Here is a 17388-nt window from a genome sequence, read left to right on the forward strand (position 1 = left end):
TTTCCGTCGTCGCCGCCGCGCACGCATCGCGCTGCCTGGCGGCTTTCGTTGGCCTCTCTTTCCACCTCCCGCATGACGGCATCAATTACCACGGCGCGCGTTGCTCGCGCGCTGACACTCGCCGGTCTCGGCATTGGCGTGACCGCCTCGGCGCATGCCACCGAGCCCTTCGTGGTCAAGGACATCCGCATCGACGGTCTTTCGCGCATCGAACCGGGCACCGTGTTCGCTTATCTGCCGATCAAGCAGGGCGACACGTTCACCGACGATAAAGCTTCCGACGCGATTCGTGCGCTCTATGCCACGGGCTTTTTCAGCGACGTGCGCATCGCGGTGGAGGGCGGCACGGTCGTCGTGCAGGTGCAGGAGCGTCCCGCCATCGGCACGATCGATTTCGCCGGCATTCACGAATTCGACAAGGACAATCTGACGAAGGCGCTCAAGGCCGTGGGTTTGTCGCCGGGCCTCAGCTACGACAAGGCGCTCGTCGACAAAGCCGAGCAGGAACTGAAGCGTCAATATCTCACGCGCGGCTATTACGCGGCGGAAGTCACGACCACGGTCACGCCGATCGATCGCAACCGCGTGGGCCTGTTGTTTTCGGTGATAGAAGGGCCGAGCGCGAAGATTCGCCAGGTCAATTTCATCGGCACGCATGCATTCAGCGAAGGCACGCTGCGCGACGAAATGCAGCTATCCACGCCGAACTGGTTCTCGTGGTACACGAAGAACGATCTGTATTCGAAGGAAAAACTCACGGGCGATCTGGAGAACGTGCGCTCGTATTATCTCGATCGCGGTTACCTCGAATTCAATATCGACTCGACTCAGGTTTCGCTTTCGCCCGACAAGAAGGACATGTACCTCACGGTCGCCGTGCACGAGGGCCAGCCGTACACTATTTCGAGCATCAATTTCGCGGGCAATCTGCTCGATCGCGAACCGGAATTGCGCAAGCTCGTCACGATCAAGCCCGGCCAGCGTTTTTCGGCGCAAAAGCTCAAGGACACGACCAAGGCGATTGTCGATCGTCTGGGTGAATACGGTTATGCGTTCGCCACGGTGAACGCCGAACCGCAGATCGATCAGGCGCACCACACGGTCGCGCTCACGCTGCAGGTCGATCCGAGCCGCCGCGTGTATGTGCGGCAAGTGAATATCACGGGCAATACGCGCACGCGCGACGAAGTGATCCGCCGTGAAATGCGTCAGCTCGAAAGTTCGTGGTTCGATTCGAACCGTCTCGCGCTTTCCAAGGACCGCGTCAATCGTCTCGGCTATTTCACCGACGTGCAGGTGACCACGGTGCCCGTGGAAGGCACGCAGGACGAAGTGGACGTGGACGTTGCCGTGACGGAAAAGCCCACGGGCACGATCTCGCTGGGCGTGGGTTACGGTTCGGGCGAAGGCCCGATCATTTCGGCGGGCGTGTCGCAGGACAACGTGTTCGGTTCGGGCAATAGTCTTTCGCTGAACGTGAATACGGCCACGACCTACCGCACGCTTTCGGTGACGGAAGTGGATCCGTATTTCACGGTGGACGGCATCAAGCGCATCACCGACGTGTATTACCGCACGACCGAGCCGCTCTATTATTCGAGCACGAACGACACGAGCTTCCGCATCATTTCGTACGGTGCGGATACCAAGTTCGGCATTCCGTTCTCCGAAACCGACATGGTGTATTTCGGTCTCGGTATCGAACAGGACCGGCTCGACGTGGACTCGACCACGCCGCAAACCTATATCGACTATGTGAACGATTTCGGCCGCGTCTCGAACACGGTGCCGTTCACGATCGGCTGGTCGCGCGACAATCGCGACAGCGCGCTCGTGCCGAGCCGCGGTTACTTCGCGCAGGCCAACGCCGAATATGGCACGCCGATCGGCACGGAATACTACAAGGCCGACGTGCAGTCGCAGTACTACTATTCGTTCGCGCGCGGCTTCGTGCTCGGGCTGAATCTGCAGGCGGGCTACGGTAACGGTCTCGGCGGCAAGCCGTATCCGATCTTCAAGAACTACTATGCGGGCGGTATCGGGTCGGTGCGTGGCTATGAGCCCAGTTCGCTCGGTCCGCGCGACGCGAGCACGAACGATCCGATTGGCGGCTCGAAGATGGTGGTCGGCAATATCGAACTGACGTTCCCGCTGCCGGGCACGGGTTACGATCGTACGCTGCGCGTGTTCACGTTCGTCGACGGCGGTAACGTCTGGGGCACGGAAGGCAACAGCACGGGCGCGAACGGCCTGCGCTACAGCTACGGCGCGGGTCTCGAATGGATCTCGCCGATCGGGCCGCTCAAGCTCGACCTCGGCTTCCCGATCGTCAAGCACGCGGGCGATCAGTACCAGAAGTTCCAGTTCCAGATCGGTACGTCGTTCTAACGCGGGCAACCGAAACCGGCGGCGCTCAGATCAGCAGTTCAAGCGAATGATAGAGGCGCCGCCGCTCCGGGTCGGTGGACGCCTCGCCGGCGTGTATCGCTTCCTTCAGGCAATCCAGAAAGCATTCGGCGGCGGGCGAGAGCGGCACGCCGCGCCGCGCGACAATGCTGACCACCGTGCGATCCACTTCCTCGTGCAGCGCGAGCGCACGCAGGTTCTCGCGCGCAAAGCGCGATTCCACCAGCGGCCACGGGAAAATGCTCACCATGTCGGTGTTCATGATGAGGCCCATTGCCACGATGAACGAATGCGCGAGATGCACCTTGCGCGGCATGGGCAAGCCGTGGCGGCGGAATACGTCGTCGGCGATCATCTCCTTGCTGGCCGGATCCCAGTTCAGTAGCCATTCGGATTCCTGAAGATCGCGCAGCGATTGCGCGTGCGCGAGCGGATGATCGTGACGCACGACCACGGCCGATTCGGTTGCGAAGATCGGCGTTTGCGTGAACTCCGCATGCAGCGAAGCCGAACTCGGCTTGCCGAGCGAGAAGTCGAGCGAGCCGTCGCGCAGGCGCGGCATCACGATATTCAGCAATCCTTCGTAAAACTCCAGCTGCATCTCGGGCATGCGCTCACGAAACCGCGTGACCGCATCCGGCAGAAACGAGAGCGCGAGCCACGGCGTCACGCCGATCGCGAGCTTGCCGCCGCCGCGCCCGCGCCGCGCGTCGAGTTCGTCCTGCGCGCGTGACATCTGGTGCACGACGAGCCGCGCGTGCACGAGCAGCGCCTGGCCCGCTTCCGTGAACGCAATACCGTTCGCGTTGCGCGTGACGAGCGCGATCTGCTGCTCGGCCTCCAGCTCGCGCACCGCCTTGGTGGCCGCGGCGGGCGAAATGCCGAGCTGACGCGCCGCCGCGCGAATGCTGCCGGTGTCGGCCATGGCGACGAGCGTCCTGAACTGGTGAAACTTCATAGGGATAACCCGGGTGCTCACTTCTGGTTGGCGGGCCAACCATTTTAGGGCTGTCGGTCAAAAAACGGCGTCATTATCCTCGGCGTTGATTCGGAATCGATCGACAGGAGAACCCGCATGAACACGATGGCCATTCCCGCCGCAATCGCAGCGATCGAAGAGGAAATGATCGCGCTGCGCCACGAGATCCACGCCCACCCGGAACTGGGCTTCGAGGAATTCGTGACCGGCGATCTCGTTGCGCAACGGCTCGCGGAGTGGGGTTACGAGGTGCATCGCGGGCTGGGCGGCACCGGCGTCGTCGGCACGCTCAAGGTGGGCGCCGGCCCGCTGCACCTCGGCTTGCGCGCCGACATGGACGCGCTTCCCATCCACGAAACCACGGGTCTTCCCTGGGAGAGCCGGATCGCGGGCAAGATGCACGCGTGCGGCCACGACGGTCACACCGCCATGCTGCTGGCCGCCGCGAAGCATCTCGCGCAATCGCGTCAATTCAACGGCACGCTGCACCTGATCTTTCAACCCGCCGAGGAAGGTCTGGGCGGTGCGAAGCGCATGCTCGAAGAGGGCCTGTTCGAGCGCTTTCCGTGCGACGCCGTGTTCGCCATGCACAACATGCCCGGCTTTCCCACCGGCAAGCTCGGCTTTCGCGCGGGGCCGTTCATGGCTTCGTCGGATACCGTGGTGATCGACATCGACGGGCGCGGCGGTCACGGCGCGGTGCCGCACAAGGCCATCGATCCCGTGGTCGTGTGCGCGAACGTGGTGCTGGCGTTGCAAACGATCGTCTCGCGCAACGTGCCGCCGCTCGACATGGCGATCGTGACCGTGGGCGCGATCCACGCGGGCGAGGCGCCGAACGTGATTCCGCAAACCGCGCAGATGAAACTCTCGGTGCGCGCGTTGCGCCCCGAAGTGCGCGATCTGCTGCAGGAGCGCATTACCGCGCTCGTGCATGCGCAGGCGAGCGCCTACGGCGCGACGGCGCGTATCGACTATCAACGCCGCTATCCCGTGCTCGTCAACGACGAGGCGATGACGGCCTTCGCGCAGCAGGTGGCGCGCGACTGGCTCGGCGCGGATGGTCTGATCGACGACATGGCGCCGCTCACGGGCAGCGAAGATTTCGCGTTCCTGCTGGAGCGTTGCGCGGGCAGTTACTTGATCATCGGCAATGGCGACGGCGAGGGCGGTTGCATGGTGCACAACCCCGGCTACGATTTCAACGACGATTGCCTCGCCACCGGCGCCGCGTACTGGGTGCAACTCGCCGAGCGCTTCCTGCGCGCCTGAGTTCGCTCCCGAACGACCGAAGAAGGAGACCCACGATGACCGCCACCACTCTCACGTCGCACAGCGCCGCATCGAACGGCGCCACGCGTCGCTCACGCGCGAAGGCCATCTTCGCGATCACGCTCGGCAACGGGCTGGAGTTTTTCGACTTCACGGTCTACAGCTTCTTCGCGTCGATCATCGGCTCGCTGTACTTTCCCGTGCAGGGCTCGCTCAATCAATTGATGCTGGCCGTGGGCAGTTTCGGCGTGGGTTTCGTGGTGCGGCCGCTCGGCGGCATCGTGATCGGCGCATTCGCCGACCGCGCGGGCCGCAAAGCCGCCATGACGCTCACGCTGTGGCTCATGGCGCTCGGCTCGGCGCTCATCGCCTTCTCGCCCACCTACAAGCAGATCGGTCTCGCGGCGCCCGCGCTCATTCTGCTCGCGCGCCTCGTGCAAGGCTTCGCGGTGGGCGGCGAAGTGGGCGCGTCCACTTCGCTGTTGCTCGAATATGCCGACGACCGTTCGCGCGGCTTTTACGGCAGCTGGCAGTTCGTGAGCCAGGGCCTCAACACGGTTTGCGGCGCGTTGATCGGCGTCACGCTTTCTTCGCTGCTTTCGCCCGGCGCGCTCGAAAGCTGGGGCTGGCGCGTCCCGTTCGTGATCGGCATGCTCGTGGTGCCGGTGGGCGTGTATATCCGCCGCCATCTCGACGAAACGCTCGTGCATCCCGAACCCGTGGAGGGCGCGGCCGCGGTGGCCGACGTCGCTCGTCCCGTGCGCGAGATCGTCTCGCGGCATCGCAAGGCGCTGGTGGCGGGCATTGTCACGACCATCGGCGGCACGGCGGCGAACTACATCGTGCTGTTCTACATGTCCACCTATGCGATCAAGATTCTCGGCTTGCCGATGTCGGTGGGCATGAGCGCGGCGCTGGTCGCGGCGCTCGTCACGGCGCTCTGCTCGCCGTTCGCGGGCATGCTCTCCGACCGGCTCGGGCGCAAGTGGGTGATGGGCTTGTCGCGCGTCGCGCTGATCGCGGTGATCTACCCGGCGTTCATGGTGATTCATGCTTCGCCGAACGTGACCACGGTGCTCGCCGTGGTGGCCGTGCTCGGCGCGATCGTCGCGTTCACGGCGGTGCCCAACATCGTCATGCTGCCCGAGCTGTTTCCGCAGCGTATCCGGGTCACGGGCATGTCGATCGTCTATTGCGTGGGCGTGTCGATCTTCGGTGGCTTCGCGCAGTTCTTCGCCACGTGGCTCATCAAGCTGCTCGACAATCCGCTGGCGCCCGCGTGGTATCTGATCGGTTGCGGCGCGGTCTCGCTGCTGGCGTTGCCGCTGATTCGCGAACCGGCGGGACGTCCGCTCGACTGACCGGCGCAGTTGGCCATTCCTGTCACGCGGTGCGTGCGCTATGCCGTTTTAGCGCGCGCACCGCGTTTTTTTATGGGGCGTTGATACCGGGCTTTCTAGAATGAGCGCATGTCCAACTCGTGCGCGCCCAACTTCATGACGTCGATTGTTTCGCCACGCGTGCCGTCCGCCGCAAGCCGCTCACGCGCGGCGCAGCGCCCATTACTGACCGGGCGTGCGCCCGTTCGACCCAACGCGCAAGCGGTGACGGTGCAACTCGTCGTGCGCGTGCCCACGCGCGACGCCCAGCTCGCGCGCTGCACGCTGCACGGTTTGCTCGGTGCGGCGCTCGGCGTGCATACGATCGATATCGACCGGCGTTGCGGTCTCGCCTGTCTGCACGTCGAACTCGAGCGCCGCCGCGTCGCCGAAGCCATGGCGCTGCTCATGCGCACGCTGTCGTACGCCGAATTCGGCCGGATCCGCCAACTCGATCGCCGGGTCTGACGGATTTTCGGACGGGCTCTTGTTGCGCCTTCGCGAGGCATCTCCGTATCGCGACGACTGCGTCAATACACGCCGATCTCAACTTTGTCTGCCCGCAAAAAGCGTTCAGGTTTTTCCTGGAATTAACTTTTCTTCGCTAACCTCGGCGTCCTGCAAAAAATCGCGGACGTTAGCGAACGACATCATCGGAATTTGTTTCGAGGAACGAAATAAATTCGTCGATCATTCAACGATCGGGATGGCAATTCGCGCGCATCCGCTCGACTCATCACATTCGATCTGCACGGTCTGGAAAAACAGTAGTATTCATTGCGAGCGCCAGTCGGTCTCACGCGTGACGAATCAGCGCGTGAACGATTCGGGTACGCCGGTCCAGCGCAGATCGTCGATAACGGAGAACAGCATGACACGCGTAATTCGGCTTGCCCGTTTGTGCCTGTCGTTGGGGTTGCTGGCGGCACTCTTCGGTTGCCATGAAAACAAACCTGCCGCATCGGCGCCACCGCCCGCGAACGTCGACGTGATCGACGTGGCATTGCGCGACGTGCCCGTGGTCTACGAATACGTCGGGCAAACCGAGAGTTCGCAGCAGGTCGAAATTCGCGCGCGCGTGAATGGCTTCCTCGAAAAGCGCGTTTATCAGGAGGGCACGTTGGTTCATCAGGGCGATGTCCTGTTCGTGATGGACCGCAAGCCTTATCAGGCCGCGCTCGACGCTGCGCAGGCCGAATACGCGCAGCAAAAGGCGCGGCTCGACACGGCGCAGGCCAATCTCAACCGCGTGCGTCCGCTGGTCGCGAAGAACGCGTTGAGCCAGAAGGATCTCGACGATTCGGTCGGCCAGCAGCAAGCCGCCGCCGCCGCGCTCGAACAGGCGCGCGCGAACGTCACGAGCGCGTCGCTCAATCTCGGCTATACGACCATCACCTCGCCGGTCACGGGTTTGTCGAGCTTCGCGAAGAAGCAGGACGGCTCGTATATCGACGCGAGCAACAGCCTGCTCACCTATGTGGCGAAGCTCGATCCCATGTGGATCAACTTCTCGCTCTCCGAAAACGAAATGCTCGATCTGCGCACGCAAACGCGCAACGGCACGCTCAAGCTGCCGCAGGTGGGCCAGCTCGAAGCCGTGATCGTGCTTGCAGACGGCAGCACGTATCCGCAGCGCGGCCATATCGCGTTCACCGACGCCGCGCTCAGTTCGGAAACCGGCACGTATCTGATTCGCGCGGAGGTGCCCAATCCCAACGGCGCGTTGCGGCCGGGCCAGTTCGTGCGCATCAAGCTGCTGGGCGCGGAGCGCGCGGCGGCGGTCGCGGTGCCGCAGGAGGCCGTGCAGCAGGGGCCGCGCGGCGCGTACGTGTGGACCGTCGATAAGGACAGCAAAGCACAGCAGCGTTCCGTCGAAACGGGGCAATGGAATGGCAACGACTGGGTGATCCAGTCGGGCTTGCACCCGGGCGATCGCGTGATCGTCGACAACACGTTGCGGCTCATGCCGGGCGCGCCCGTCAAGGCCAATGTGGTGGCGACGAAGCCGGCCAGCGTGAATCTGGGCGAGGGCGCCGATGGTGGCGGCGCGGGTGGTGGAGCGAGCGGTGGAGCGAGCGGCGATGCGAGCGGTGGCGCAAACGGCGGTGCCAATCAAGGCGCGGCCACGAACGGCGCGCAAGCCAACGCGGCGAATGCAGGCCGCGCAGCGAAACCGCAGTCGCACGCCACGCAAACCGCGCTCTATTTCGCCACCGGCAGCGCCAGCCTTGACGCGCGCTCGGCGGATGCGCTCGCGGCCGTCGCGCGCCGTCTCGCCGGCACGCCCGATGCGCGCGTGGTGATCTCGGGTTATGCCGATTCGAGCGGCTCCTATGCGGCCAACGAACGTCTCGCGCATGCTCGCGCGAACACGGTGCGGTCGGCGTTGATCGTCGCGGGCGTGCCCGACGCGCACATCGAGATGCGCAAACCCACGCGCGTCGTGGCGAACGATCCGCCCGACAAATCGCGCCGCGTGGACGTCTCGTTTGCGGCCGCCGCGGGAGGCTGAGCGATGAAGTTCTCCCACTTCTTTATCGACCGGCCGATTTTTGCGTCCGTCGTGTCGATCGTGCTCGTCGTCGCGGGTCTCGTGGCGATGTTCAATCTGCCGATCGCGCAGTTCCCCGACATCGCGCCGCCCACCATCACCGTGAGCGCGACGTATCCGGGTGCGAGCGCCGACATCGTCGCGCAGAACGTGGCCGCGCCCATCGAGCAGCAGGTCAACGGCGCGGACAACATGATGTACATGAACTCGTCGAGCTCTTCCACCGGCAACATGTCGCTCACCGTGTACTTCGATATTGGCACGGACCCGTCGCTCGCGCAGGTGGACGTGCAGAACCGCGTGAATCTCGCGCTGCCCACGCTGCCCGACGCGGTCACGGCGCAGGGCGTGTCCGTGCAGAAGCGCTCCTCGGCGTTCATGATGGTGATCGCGATCTATTCGCCCGATAACGCCTACGATCAGGCCTACGTGGCGAACTACGCGAACGTGTACGTGCTCGACGCGCTCAAGCGCATTCCGGGCGCGAACCAGGCGTCGATCTTCGGTTCCGCCGACTACGCCATGCGCATCTGGCTCAAGCCCGATCGCATGGCCAAGCTCGGCATTACCGTGGCCGACGTGCAGAACGCCATCAGTCAGCAAAATCAGCAGTTTTCGGCGGGCCGTCTCGGCCAGTCGCCCACCACCTCGCCGGTGCAGCAGACCTTTCCGGTGGCCACCAAAGGCCGCATGACCGAGCCCGCCGACTTCGACAATGTCATCCTGCGCGCCGCCTCGGGCGACGCCGCGATCGTGCGCATCAAGGACATCGGCCACGCGGAACTCGGCGCGAAAGACTACTCGTTGCGCGGCCGCTACAACGGCAAGACCGCCACGCTGATCGCCGTGTATCAGCAGCCTGGCGCGAATGCGTTGCAAGTGGCGAAGCAGGTCAAGCAAACGCTCGAGCAATTGCAAAAGAGCTTCCCGCCGGGGCTCAAATACGAAGTCGCGCTCGACACGACCGAGTTCGTGAGCGAGTCGATCGGCGAAGTCATCCATACGCTGCGCGACGCGGTGATCCTCGTCATCCTCGTCGTGTTCGTGTTCCTGCAAAGCTTCCGCGCGACGCTCGTGCCGATTCTCGCGGTGCCCGTGTCGATCATCGGCGCGTTCATCGGCATGATGGCGTTCGGCTTCTCCATCAACATGCTCACGCTGTTCGGCATGGTGCTCGCGATCGGTATCGTGGTGGACGACGCCATCGTCGTGATCGAAAACGTCGAGCGCAACATGAGCGAGTTCGGTCTCGCGCCGAAGGAGGCGGCCAAGCGCGCCATGGACGAAGTAAGCGGGCCGGTGGTCGCCATCGTGCTCGTGCTGCTCGCGGTGTTCATTCCCGTGGCGTTTCTTTCGGGCATCACGGGGCAGTTGTACAAGCAGTTCGCCGTGACGATCGCGGTCTCGGTCGTGCTCTCGGGCATTGTCGCGCTCACGCTGTCGCCCGCACTCGCGGCCATTCTGCTCAAACCGGGCGAGCAGAAGAAGAATCGCTTTTTCCGCTGGTTCAACGATAAGTTCGAACGTCTTACGGAGGGCTACGGAAGCTGGGTGCAGAGCGCGATACGCCGCGTGGTGCTTTCCATCGGTTTGATCGTCGTGATGATGATCGCCACGGGCGGGCTGTTCAAGCACATTCCTTCGTCGTTCCTGCCGGTGGAGGATCAGGGTTATCTGCTCGGCGCCGTGGTGCTGCCCGACGCGGCCAGTCTCGACCGCACGGGCGAAGTCTCGAAGCGCGCGGAGGACTGGTTCGCGAAGCAGCCCGCCGTGAGTTCGGTGGCGGCGCCTATCGGCTATAGCCTGATCGACTCGCAGTACAAGGCGAACGCGGGCACGCTCTTCATTACGCTGAAAGGCTTCAAGGACCGTGGCGCGAACGGCACCGCGCAAGACCTGATTCGCGACGCGCAAAAGGCCTTCGCGAGCTTCAAGGACGGCGTGGTTGTGCCGGTCAATCCGCCTTCCATTCCGGGTCTCGGCACCACGGGAGGTTTCGAATTCTGGCTGCAAAGTACGGGCGACGGCAATTACCAGCAACTCGAAGACAAGGTGCGCCAGTTCATTGCGAAAGCGCGGCAAAACCCGGCGTTGCGCGGCGTGAATTCGACCATCAACACGCACTCGCGCCAGTTGCTGGTGGAAGTGGATCGCGAGCGCGCGGAAACGCTGGGTGTGCCGGTTCAGGACGTTTATTCTGCACTCCAGACCATGTTCGGGTCGTCGTACGTGAGTCAGTTCCCGAAGGGTAGCCGCCTGTTCCAGGTGATCGTGCAAGCCGAGCCGCAATATCGCACGAGCCCGGAAGACATTCAGCAGCTTTACGTGCGTAACCGCAGCGGCGACATGGTGCCGATCAAGGCGGTGACCACGTTCCGCTTCGTGCCGGGCCCCGACATCGTGAATCGCTTCAACAACTTCCCGGCCGCGAAGATCATCGGCGACGCCGCGCCGGGGCATAGCTCGGGCGAAGCCATCGCCGCCATGGAGCAGATCGCGAACGAAACGCTCGGCGAAGGCTACAGCTTTTCGTGGAGCGGGCAGGCGTTCGAGGAAAAGAAGGCCGGCTCGACCGCGGCGCTCGTGTTCGCGTTCGCCTTGCTGATGGTGTTCCTCATTCTCGCGGCGCAGTACGAGAAATGGTCGCTGCCGATCGGCGTGCTGCTCGCGGTGCCGTTCGCGCTATTCGGCGCGCTCGTCGGCATCTTCATACGCGGCATGGAAAACGACGTGTATTTCCAGATCGGGTTGACGGTGCTGATCGCGTTGGCCGCGAAGAACGCCATTCTGATCTTCGAATTCGCGGTGGAAATGCGCGAGAAAGAAGCGCTTTCGCCGTACGAAGCCGCGCTGCGCGCCGCGAAGTTGCGCTTGCGGCCGATCATCATGACGTCGCTCGCGTTCATTCTCGGTTGCGTGCCGCTGGCGATCGCGAGCGGCGCGTCGGCGGCGAGCCGGCGTTCGCTGGGCACGGGCGTGATCTTCGGCATGCTGGGTGCGACGCTCATCGCGCTGTTCTTCATTCCGATGTTCTTCTGGGGGCTCGAAACGCTGTCGTCGCGCAAGAAGAAGGCGGCGGCCGCCGCGCCGCCCGCGGGCACGCCGCCCGCGCTGCCGCCTTCGCAGGAGGGCTGACGCGATGAAGACACTCTGGCATCGCACATGGCGTCCCGTCGCGCTGGCCGTGGCAGGCGTGACCCTCGTCATGCTCGCCGGCTGCGCGGTCGGCCCCGACTATCGTCGGCCCGCGGTTGAAACGCCCTCGTCGTATCGCTACGCCTCGCCGCAAGCCGAGGCCGTGGACACCTCGCTCGACTGGTGGACCCAGTTCAACGACCCCGTGCTGAACGATCTCATCGCGAAGGCGCTCGCGCAGAACAAGGATCTGGCGATCGCGGCGGCGCGCGTCGAGGAGTATTACGGGCGCTACGTGGTCACGCGGGCCGGTCTCTTTCCGCAGGTGGGCGCGAACTTCGGCGCGTCGCGCAGCCGCGGCGTGCCCGCGCCGGGTTATCCGCCCGCGGTCGGCAATCAGGTGCAGCTGAACGGCACGGTCGCGTGGGAACTCGACCTGTTTGGCCGCTTGCGCCGCTTGACGGAAGCCGCGCGCGCCGACTATCTGGGCACCCAGGCCGCGCAGCAGGCCACGCGCATCGCCATCATCGCGAACGTGGCCACTTCGTATCTGCAACTGCGCGATTTCGACAACCAGTTGCTGATCGCCCAGGCCACGCTCGAAAGCCGCAAGAGCGCCGTCGACCTGTTCGAGGAGCGCTTTGGCGGCGGCGTGGTGTCGAAGCTGCAACTGAGTCAGGCGCACTCGGAATACGAGTCGGCGCAGGCTTCGGTATTTGCGATCCAGCAGCAGATCGCGCAGCAGGAAGACGCGCTCTCATTGCTGCTCGGTCAGAATCCGGGGCCCATTCCGCGTGGCAAGTCGATCACCCAGTTGAGCGCGCCCGCGATTCCTGCCGGGCTGCCTTCGTCGCTGATCGAACGGCGCCCCGACATTCTTCAGGCCGAGCAGGCGCTGGTGGCGGCGAACGCGTCGATTGGCGCGGCGCGCGCGCAGTATTTCCCGCAGATCTCGCTTACGGGCCTGTTCGGCGCGGCGAGCACGGCGCTCTCCGGTTTGTGGACCGGCCCGGCGCGCGTCTGGTCGTTCGCGGGCGCGATCTCGCAGCCGATCTTCGAAGGCGGGGCGATCGCCGGTTCGGTGCATCAGGCCGAGGCGGTGCAGCAGGAGGCGCTGTTCAGCTATCAGCAGACCATCCAGCAGGCGTTCGCCGATGTCGAGAACGCGCTGGTGGGCGTGGCGCGCACGCGCGATCAACTCGATGCGACCACGCGCCAGGTGGCGGCGCTCGGCGAGTATTCGTCGCTGTCGCGCGATCTCTACGAGGGCGGCTACACGAGCTATCTCGAAGTGCTCGACGCCGAGCGCAGTCTGTTCGCGGCGCAGTTGCAGCAGTCGGCGTTGCAGGATCAGCAGCTCGCGCAGATCGTCAATCTGTACAAGGCGCTCGGTTATGGCTGGACGCCCGCGCAAGGCAACGCGCCGCCGGGCACCCAGCCCGATCCCGCGCAAACGCCCACGGCGGCCGGTGCCAGGCCGCCGCAATCGTAGCGATGGTCTCCTCGCGAACCGGTTGCGGTCGTTTCTTCGCGGGCCGGAAAGCGGCACAGAAAGCGGCACAGCGCGTTATCCCGCGCGCCGTGCCGCGATCACATCAAGGCGTTTCCGAAAGCAGCCAGCGCAGCGATTGCGGCGCGGGTTTCGTGGCCTTGGCCGTCTGCTGGACGGCGGTGTGGCTGGTTCTGGCGACCTTTTGCAAAGGGATGGGGCGGGCGGTACTGAGGGTGGACGGATGGGCGCCGGTTTGCGCCGGTGCTGCGGGACTGACCGCAAAGAGCGCGAGGAGCGCCGCGGCGATCGTGAGGGCGTGAGGGCGAATCATGGAACGCTCCCGCGTGGACGAGCGCCGGCGGGATGCCGGCACTGCACGCGGAAGTATGTTCGGACGATAGCCGCGACGCCTCCATCATCTGATGGAGAATCGTGCGGCTTGTGTGGCGTGCCGAACAGAAAGCGTTTGGCCGATCGAATCGGCCCAGGCGCGATTTAACTGGAAGAACCCAGCCGGCGGAACCCAGCCGGCGGAACCCAGCCGGCGGAACCCAGCCGGCGGAATTCAGTCGGCGGAATTCAGTCGGCGGAACTCAGTCGGCGGGACGGCGGTCGGCGAGGGCGCGTTCGCAATCCTTCAGCACTTGCAGGACCAGCTTGGCCTGATAGTTGAGGTCGTCGGTGTCGAGAATTTCCTCGACGGCGTCGCGAGCCCACACCGCGTCGACGAACCACGCGTGCTGTTGCGCGATGTCCTGCGCCAGTGCCGCGAGCCGCGCGATCGCGAGCCAGTCGGCTTCGCGCGCGTGGCGGTCGAGCCACTTGTGCGCGGCCTGCACGTGAAACGCCGCGTTCGGCCAGGATTCGTTGAGGTAGTAGGCTCCGAGGCTCCCGCAGGTGAGCCAGCAGAGCAGTTCCACGCGGTCGCGCGGACTCAGGTGGTGGCGTACATCACTCATGGCGACGCTCGCGAAAGTAACAGCGTTCGATTGACGGATGCGGCAGGCTTTTCAATTCGATGACACAACGCGTTATCAAAACGATATCACGGGTCGAATTTTTGCGCCTGCCCTCATCGGGCCGGTCGGTGCGGGTTTCACGCGGATGACATCAGTAGCGTCGCCTGGCGGCGCGTCGTATGCAAACCAGGAGTGACACCAGGAACGCGCGCGAACGCGGCGCGCTGGGTGGGGTGGTCGACACGGTGGCCACCGTCGTGGCCCGCACGGTCACGCGCCCGGATCGAGGGAAACCCGTCGCGGGACTCGTGATGCGTGCGATTTGGCGGTCGCGGCGAACGCCGAACGCGTTGCCGCGCCGGGTTCGCCGCCCGCACCGTTTTCGCTCAAGCGCTTTTGTCCGATGCGCCGGCGCCGCCCGAGGTTCCTGCCAGGCGCTCGGCCGTGTCCGCCGCACCCATCGCGCGGGCGGCGTCGAGCGCGCTGTTGCCGGCGGCGTCGCGGGCCGCGGCGTTGGCGCCGCGCGCGATCAGCAAATCGACGATATCGGTGCGATTGAACATGGCGGCGATCATCAGCGCGGTGCGGCCGTCCGGCGAAGCGCCTTCGACATCGGCGCCGCAGTCGAGCAGCGTCGTGATCACGTCGGTGAAACCCTTGAACGCCGCGCCCGCGATCGGCGTCTGGCCGTTGTCGTTGCGCAGGTTCGGATCGGCGCCGCGCTGCACGAGCGCGCGCACGGCGGCGGCGTGGCCGTGGTAGCTCGCGAGCATCACGAGGCTGTCGCCTTTCTCGTTGCGCAGATTGGGCGGCAGGCCCTGATCGATGAGATTGGCGAGCGTGTTGGCTTCGCCGCGGCGCGCGGTATCGAATACCTGATGCGCGAACTCGACGAGGCGCGGATCGACTTCTCCGCCGCCCGAGCCTCCGGAGCCAGACGCGCCCGGCGGTGAACCGGACGAGGACGAAGGTGCGTTGGCGGTCATGACAGTCTCCTTGAGCGAAGGTGGGCGGCGCATCGCGGTCATTGTCGCCGATCTTCGCAAGCGCTGAGAGTAAGGCGTCCGCGAACGCACGAACAAAACGGCGCCGCGCGAGCCGCCTTGGGGCGACTGGCGCGGCGCCGTCGGGTGCGCCACGGTGCGGCGTCTCTGGCGCCGAAACTTCGAGGCGCGGCGTTCAGGGGTTCAGCGCATGAACGGCCAGGCGCCGGCTTCGAGCCGCGCGCCCGCCGCCGCGAACCTCAAGGCACGAGCCAGAGCGAAACCGCGTAAATCACGAGCGATACCGCGAAGGTCACCGCCGTGTAGCCCATCACGCGCTGAATGCGAATCCCGGCGATCGCGACGATCGGCACCGCCCAGAACGGTTGCAGCATGTTCGAGACGTTTTCCGCCATCGCCACGCCCATCGCGGTGCGCGGCACCGATGCATGCAGGCTGAGCGCGGCAGGCAGCACGAACGGACCTTGCACGGCCCAGTGGCCGCCCGCGCTCGGCACCAGCAGCGTGATGATGAGCGAGCTGAGATAGCTCCAGAGCGGCAGCGAAGCGGGCGTGGCGATCGTGACGAACGCCTTGGCGATCATCGAGGCGAGGCCCGTGCCCTTCATGATGCCCATGATGCCGCCATAAACCGGGTATTGAAGCAGCATCGAACCGGTCTGGCGCGCCGCCCGGCGAATCGCGTTCGCGTAGGCGATGGGCGTGCGCTGCAGCGCGAGGCCGATCAGCAGGAAGATCAGGATCGTCGTGTTGATGTCGAGATCGAAACCCTTTTCGCTCCACTCCATCCACAGATAGCCCACGCCGAACACGATCAGCAGCAGCGTGCCGAACATCGACTGCTCGAGCCGCGAGGCGAACGAGGGCGCCGCGTCGCCGACGCGCGCGTGCGGATCGCCGCCCGCGTCGTTCGCTTCGGTTTCGGCCGCTTCGCGGAACGAGGCCACGTGCTCGGGCTTCGGATGCATGCGGATGAAGATGAACGTCATCACGACCACGACCAGCACGGTGGGCACGAACACGAACGGCGCGAACACGGTCTGGCTCAGCGGAATCACGTGGCCCGTGGCCTTTTCGACCAGATTGAGCGCGTTGCCCGCCGACGCCTGCGAGAGCGCGATCGAACTCGACAGCCCGCTGTTGCAGATCGACCAGGCGGAATAGCTGCCCGCCACGAGCCAGGCGAAATCGACATCCACGCGGCGCGCGATTTCACGCGAGAGCAGCGCGCCGACGATCAGCCCGAGCCCCCAGTTGAGCCACGCCGCCACGGCTACCACTGGAAACACCAGCAGGGCGGCGCGCGCGGGCGTGTGCGCTTTCGCGGCGAGCGCGCGCAGCACGCGCTGGATCACGGGCGCCTCGGCGATGGCGTAGCCGGTCGCGAGAATCAGGATCATCTGCAGCGCGAAGCCGAGAATGCCGAACGTGCCCGTGTACCAGGAATCGAGCACCACGGGCACGTTGCCATGCGGCGCGATCGCGAATGCGAGCAGCGCGACGACGAGCGTGAGGCAGATCGACAGCACGAACGGGTCGGGCATGACGCGTTCGAAGACGTAAACGAGGGCGGCCACGACGCCTTGACGCGGCGCGGGGGGTTGAGTCTGGAGGTCTCTTTTCATGCTCTTTCAGCGTGTTCGTAGCGTGAGGCTACGGCTGGCCGGAGCAGACAGGATCGGCGTTGAGTTGCGGATGGCCCCGGACCGTGCGACTGGCGAGCCAGCGTGAGCGTGGTGGACGGGGAGACAGACGCGGCGCTCCTCCATTTGCGAGAGGCGGTGCCGCCCCGGCGCAGCGGGTTCATATCACGCCTCGCATGCGGTGTTGCACGACGAGGCGGCCAGCCCGTTCTTGTTGTTCTCGTGTTCGTAATTCGAACACGGTTTCGTTAATCGAACGCTGCATTATTCGCGTTATGCCGATCGGATGTCAAGGCTGCACGATAGTGCGCGTGCATTATCGTGCCGCTAAATAAGGGGCTAAATCGAAATTTATTTGTAATGTCGATGAAACCTGAAAGAAATTTCATGGCAATGGCCGGCCGCTTTTGAAGCAAAGTGCAGCTTCGACGGAGCGACCGAAAGCACGTTCGAATTTACTTCGGATAACCAGGTATTTTGTCTCTGCGCGCGAGGTCAGGCGAGCCGAAAGTCCGGCGATGGCGGGGCGGTACAATAGCCACCGCCTGACACATACCCTATCGAGACC

The 17388-nt window shown here is 64.7% G+C and carries 12 protein-coding genes; 7 read left to right on the forward strand and 5 right to left on the reverse strand.

Translation table 11 applies throughout. The features are described 5' to 3' along the window. Positions 1-72: 72 nt before the first annotated feature. Positions 73-2388, forward strand: coding sequence for an outer membrane protein assembly factor BamA (gene bamA / locus FAZ98_RS22190; RefSeq protein ID WP_158953851.1), 2316 nt, complete (start codon positions 73-75; stop codon positions 2386-2388). Positions 2389-2413: 25 nt separating this feature from the next. Here bamA and FAZ98_RS22195 read toward each other — a convergent pair whose 3' ends face one another. Further along, entirely contained in the window at positions 2414-3364 is a 951-nt protein-coding gene (locus tag FAZ98_RS22195; protein WP_158953853.1) for a LysR substrate-binding domain-containing protein, read from the reverse strand. A gap of 117 nt (positions 3365-3481) precedes the next feature. On the opposite strand from FAZ98_RS22195, the gene FAZ98_RS22200 reads away from it, so the two are divergent. The 6 genes from FAZ98_RS22200 to FAZ98_RS22225 all read left to right on the forward strand — a co-directional run bounded on the left by FAZ98_RS22200 (position 3482) and on the right by FAZ98_RS22225 (position 13214). Beyond that, positions 3482-4657: a M20 aminoacylase family protein gene (locus FAZ98_RS22200; protein ID WP_158953855.1), complete on the forward strand. Its 1176-nt coding sequence runs from the start codon at positions 3482-3484 to the stop codon at positions 4655-4657. Between the two features lie 35 nt (positions 4658-4692). Continuing rightward, a complete protein-coding gene (locus FAZ98_RS22205; RefSeq protein ID WP_158953857.1) occupies positions 4693-6018 on the forward strand; it encodes an MFS transporter in 1326 nt (441 codons plus the stop codon). Between the two features lie 108 nt (positions 6019-6126). Beyond that, positions 6127-6504 carry a hypothetical protein gene (locus FAZ98_RS22210; RefSeq protein WP_158953859.1) on the forward strand — a complete coding sequence of 126 codons (378 nt, stop codon included), beginning with the start codon at positions 6127-6129 and terminating at the stop codon, positions 6502-6504. A gap of 403 nt (positions 6505-6907) precedes the next feature. Beyond that, entirely contained in the window at positions 6908-8548 is a 1641-nt protein-coding gene (locus tag FAZ98_RS22215; RefSeq protein ID WP_158953861.1) for an efflux RND transporter periplasmic adaptor subunit, read from the forward strand. Positions 8549-8551: 3 nt separating this feature from the next. Continuing rightward, positions 8552-11722 carry an efflux RND transporter permease subunit gene (locus FAZ98_RS22220; protein WP_158953863.1) on the forward strand — a complete coding sequence of 1057 codons (3171 nt, stop codon included), beginning with the start codon at positions 8552-8554 and terminating at the stop codon, positions 11720-11722. 70 nt (positions 11723-11792) lie between these two features. Beyond that, positions 11793-13214, forward strand: a complete 1422-nt coding sequence (locus FAZ98_RS22225; RefSeq protein WP_158954128.1) for an efflux transporter outer membrane subunit — start codon at positions 11793-11795, stop codon at positions 13212-13214. A 103-nt stretch (positions 13215-13317) separates the two neighbouring features. Here the strand turns inward: FAZ98_RS22225 and FAZ98_RS22230 are convergent, their stop codons facing one another. The 4 genes from FAZ98_RS22230 to FAZ98_RS22245 all read right to left on the reverse strand — a co-directional run bounded on the left by FAZ98_RS22230 (position 13318) and on the right by FAZ98_RS22245 (position 16721). Continuing rightward, positions 13318-13545: a hypothetical protein gene (locus tag FAZ98_RS22230; RefSeq protein ID WP_158953865.1), complete on the reverse strand. Its 228-nt coding sequence runs from the start codon at positions 13543-13545 to the stop codon at positions 13318-13320. A 262-nt stretch (positions 13546-13807) separates the two neighbouring features. Further along, positions 13808-14173 (reverse strand): hypothetical protein, encoded by a 366-nt coding sequence (locus FAZ98_RS22235; protein ID WP_158953867.1) that lies wholly within the window; start codon positions 14171-14173, stop codon positions 13808-13810. A gap of 386 nt (positions 14174-14559) precedes the next feature. After that, entirely contained in the window at positions 14560-15159 is a 600-nt protein-coding gene (locus FAZ98_RS22240) for an ankyrin repeat domain-containing protein (RefSeq protein WP_158953869.1), read from the reverse strand. A gap of 257 nt (positions 15160-15416) precedes the next feature. After that, on the reverse strand, positions 15417-16721 hold the full coding sequence (locus FAZ98_RS22245; protein ID WP_233272766.1) for a TIGR00366 family protein: 1305 nt from the start codon (positions 16719-16721) through the stop codon (positions 15417-15419). Positions 16722-17388 lie beyond the last annotated feature (667 nt).

Source organism: Paraburkholderia acidisoli, from assembly GCF_009789675.1.
Lineage (GTDB): Bacteria > Pseudomonadota > Gammaproteobacteria > Burkholderiales > Burkholderiaceae > Paraburkholderia > Paraburkholderia acidisoli.